The sequence below is a fragment of the Pseudoxanthomonas sp. LjRoot204_2 genome (genome assembly GCF_056175765.1).
On the sequence record NZ_JBGFFG010000452.1, the window covers coordinates 1 to 2,563 of the forward strand.

The following is a 2,563-nucleotide window of genomic DNA, read 5'->3' on the forward strand; positions in this document are numbered from 1 at the left end:
GTCCTGGTCCTGCGTGCCGACGCGGGTGTCGATCTGCACATTCTTGAAGTTCAGCGACCCGTCGCCATTGGCCACCGGGGTTTCGTCCAGGAACACCGACTGCAACCCGTTCACCAGGCCGACGATCTCGCCTTCGCTGATCAGGTCAAGAATGCGCGCGTAATCGGTGCTGTGCAGGCTGTCGGGCGCCTCGACCGGCTTGCGGGCCTGGCTGGACCCGCCCTTCGCCMCCGCGATCGCGGCCCGCGTCGCTGACGCCAACGGACGCATGATCATGCGAGTAGCCACTCCCCGTGCCAGGGCGCGCCACCGCCACCACCACCGCCACCCGACCCGACGCCACCACCGCCCGCGGCGGTGCCCGTCGGTACGTACACCTGATCCTCTGACGTGATGCCAGCGGAAATGACCGCGCTTCCGCAGATCACCTCGCCGTATGCCACAGGCACCGGGTTGCCCTGCGCCTGGGTGTTGATAGGTCCGTTGAAGGAATAGCTGGGTCGATTCTCGGGACGATCACCGGCGCCATTACCCTTCGGCGTGGGTGCCAGCATCTGCGCCACGCCGCCGATGATCATGCCGATACCGGCCTGGATGAAGGGCGTGCCCCAACCGCCATAGATGTTGCCGATGACGCCGATGACGATCAGCACAATGCCCAGGATGATGTTGAAAACGCCGTTCTTCTTCGACCCCAGCAGCACCGGCGCGAAGCGGATTTCGCGGTGGCCGGCCGGCGTGTCCAGCTGATCTTCCTTCAGGTTGTCCTTGCCGATGAACACGGCGAAGCCCATGCCCTTGTCCTTGGCTTCGGTCAGGTACTGTTCGAAACCAGGCAACTGCGCGGCAAGCGCGCGCAACGCCTCGGCCGGTGTGCTGACCGCCAGGCGAAAGGACCGGCCGAACGTTGCGCCGAAGCGCCCGTAAAGTTTCACGGTGGTCAGCGCCTGCATCATGCGTGGACCTCCCGGTGTCGCACGATGTAGCGCGTCACCTCCGCCCACTGGCCGCCGTACACGTCACGGCTGGAAAGCCGGCCATGCAGGTGGTGGATGATGTTGCCGTCGCCGAGATACACGGCGGCGTGATTGACCACCGGGGCGCGGATCTGCATCAGGATGATGTCGCCACGCTGCGGTGCGCCCACGATGGGCGCACAGCCGGCAGCGGCGAAGTTCTGCATGTACAGGTCTTCCCCATGCAGCCACCAGTCGTCGCGGCGCGGGTAGTCGGGCAGGTCGATGCCGAGTTCCCGCCGGTACCAGTCCCGCACCAGGCTGTAGCAGTCCAGCACGCCATGCGCGAAGGGGCGGCCGATCAGCGGGGCTTCATAGCCCTGCGGCTCGATGGTCACGATGTCGCCCGCTTCCGGCTCCGTGCCACCGTCCGGCACGCTCACGTGCACGATGTGCCACGGCAGGCCGCTGGTTTCGCATGCCACCCGGTCGGCTTCCGATGGGCGCGCCGGAACGTCGGGGTGCGAATGCACCACGGCGATGATTTCGCCTTCGTCTTCCGCGCTCGCGTAGTCCTCCGGCGACAGCACGAAGTGTTCGCCCGGGGTGGCGGCCAGGTTCGCGCAACGGCGGTACCGCTCGCGGCCCTTGACCACCTGCACCAGGCCGCACGACTCGCGCGGATAATCGGCCACGGCGTGGTCGCGGATGGCCTGCTGGGTTTCTTCTTTCATGTACGCACCATGCCGGCGGCAGCGAAGCCGCCATAGTTCAAGACGCCATCCGGCCAGATGCGCAGCTTGCAATCGCGCACCAGACCACCACAGCGGTCTTCGGCCAGTGTGGCCGCGGGGCTGCCATCAGCTTTCGCCACTGGCACGCCAACGTAGTTGCAATAGGGGCCGCGGTAGCCACCGATGGACAGCCACAGGCAGCGGCTGGCGATGATCTGCCGGCGCGGCAGCTGGACGCCCGCGAAGTCCAGCGCAGACGCCAGTTCGAATTCCACCGCGTCGCTGGACTCTCCGGACTTGCGTTCGATGAACCACACGTCGTCGGGGAAGCCCTGCGTGGGATCGGCTGTTGGGTTGCCGTCAGGGAAGTTCACGGCGTCCAGATACTGCGCGAACGTACGGCGCCGTGTGATCTTCGCGCCGACCAGGTCGTCGTAGTACATGCACAACGCACTGATGCTGCCGTTGACGTTGCCCACCGCCAATTTCGGCACCGGCTGCTTCTCGCCGGTGATTTCGAAGCCCTCGGCCTTGATGGGCCAACCCACGTACTGGTTGCCCTGCCACCAGATCGCTTCGGTCTGCGCATGTCCGTGGAAATAGGCCACGTCACCGCCCAGGACGGTGGCGTCCAATTCCAGCAGTTCGATCAGGCTGCCGGGTTCCAGCTTCTGGATGTCTGCCTTGACGGTCATGGCGTGAACCACTGTTCGAACGTGGCCACGAGGCGACGCCGCGAAGCGGCGCCCGGTATCCACTGGAAGCCCTTGCAGCGGAACAGCGCCTGTTCGCCATCGGGTGGGGTCCACAGAAACGACGTATGGCCGCCGTGGGCACGCAGGAAGTCACGGATGGGCAGCAGGTAGTCCAGGC

At 65.8% G+C, this 2,563-nt stretch carries 5 protein-coding genes; all 5 read right to left on the reverse strand.

Annotation, left to right across the window (positions count from 1 at the left end; translation table 11 throughout):
• The coding region (locus tag AC04L7_RS16405) for a hypothetical protein (protein WP_475513430.1) at nucleotides 1-276 on the reverse strand (276 nt) is incomplete at its 3' end.
• The gene (locus AC04L7_RS16410) at nucleotides 273-956 is read right to left on the reverse strand and encodes a tail assembly protein (protein WP_475513431.1); all 684 of its coding nucleotides are present in this window, start codon (nucleotides 954-956) and stop codon (nucleotides 273-275) included. The genes AC04L7_RS16410 and AC04L7_RS16405, both read right to left, overlap by 4 nt.
• Nucleotides 953-1,690, reverse strand: a complete 738-nt coding sequence (locus AC04L7_RS16415; protein ID WP_435998566.1) for a C40 family peptidase — start codon at nucleotides 1,688-1,690, stop codon at nucleotides 953-955. The genes AC04L7_RS16410 and AC04L7_RS16415 overlap by 4 nt, the downstream gene beginning before the upstream one ends.
• Complete coding sequence (locus AC04L7_RS16420; protein ID WP_435998564.1) at nucleotides 1,687-2,385, reverse strand: phage minor tail protein L; 699 nt, start codon at nucleotides 2,383-2,385, stop codon at nucleotides 1,687-1,689. Before AC04L7_RS16420 ends, AC04L7_RS16415 begins: the two co-directional genes overlap by 4 nt.
• Nucleotides 2,382-2,563: phage tail protein (locus tag AC04L7_RS16425; RefSeq protein WP_475513432.1), on the reverse strand; the 182-nt coding region annotated here is incomplete at its 5' end. The genes AC04L7_RS16425 and AC04L7_RS16420, both read right to left, overlap by 4 nt.

Coding starts and splice junctions, on each gene's coding strand:
- AC04L7_RS16410 (WP_475513431.1), bottom strand. CDS start 956: ATGATGCAGGCGCTGACCACCGTGAAACTTTACGGGCGCTTCGGCGCA.
- AC04L7_RS16415 (WP_435998566.1), bottom strand. CDS start 1,690: ATGAAAGAAGAAACCCAGCAGGCCATCCGCGACCACGCCGTGGCCGAT.
- AC04L7_RS16420 (WP_435998564.1), bottom strand. CDS start 2,385: ATGACCGTCAAGGCAGACATCCAGAAGCTGGAACCCGGCAGCCTGATC.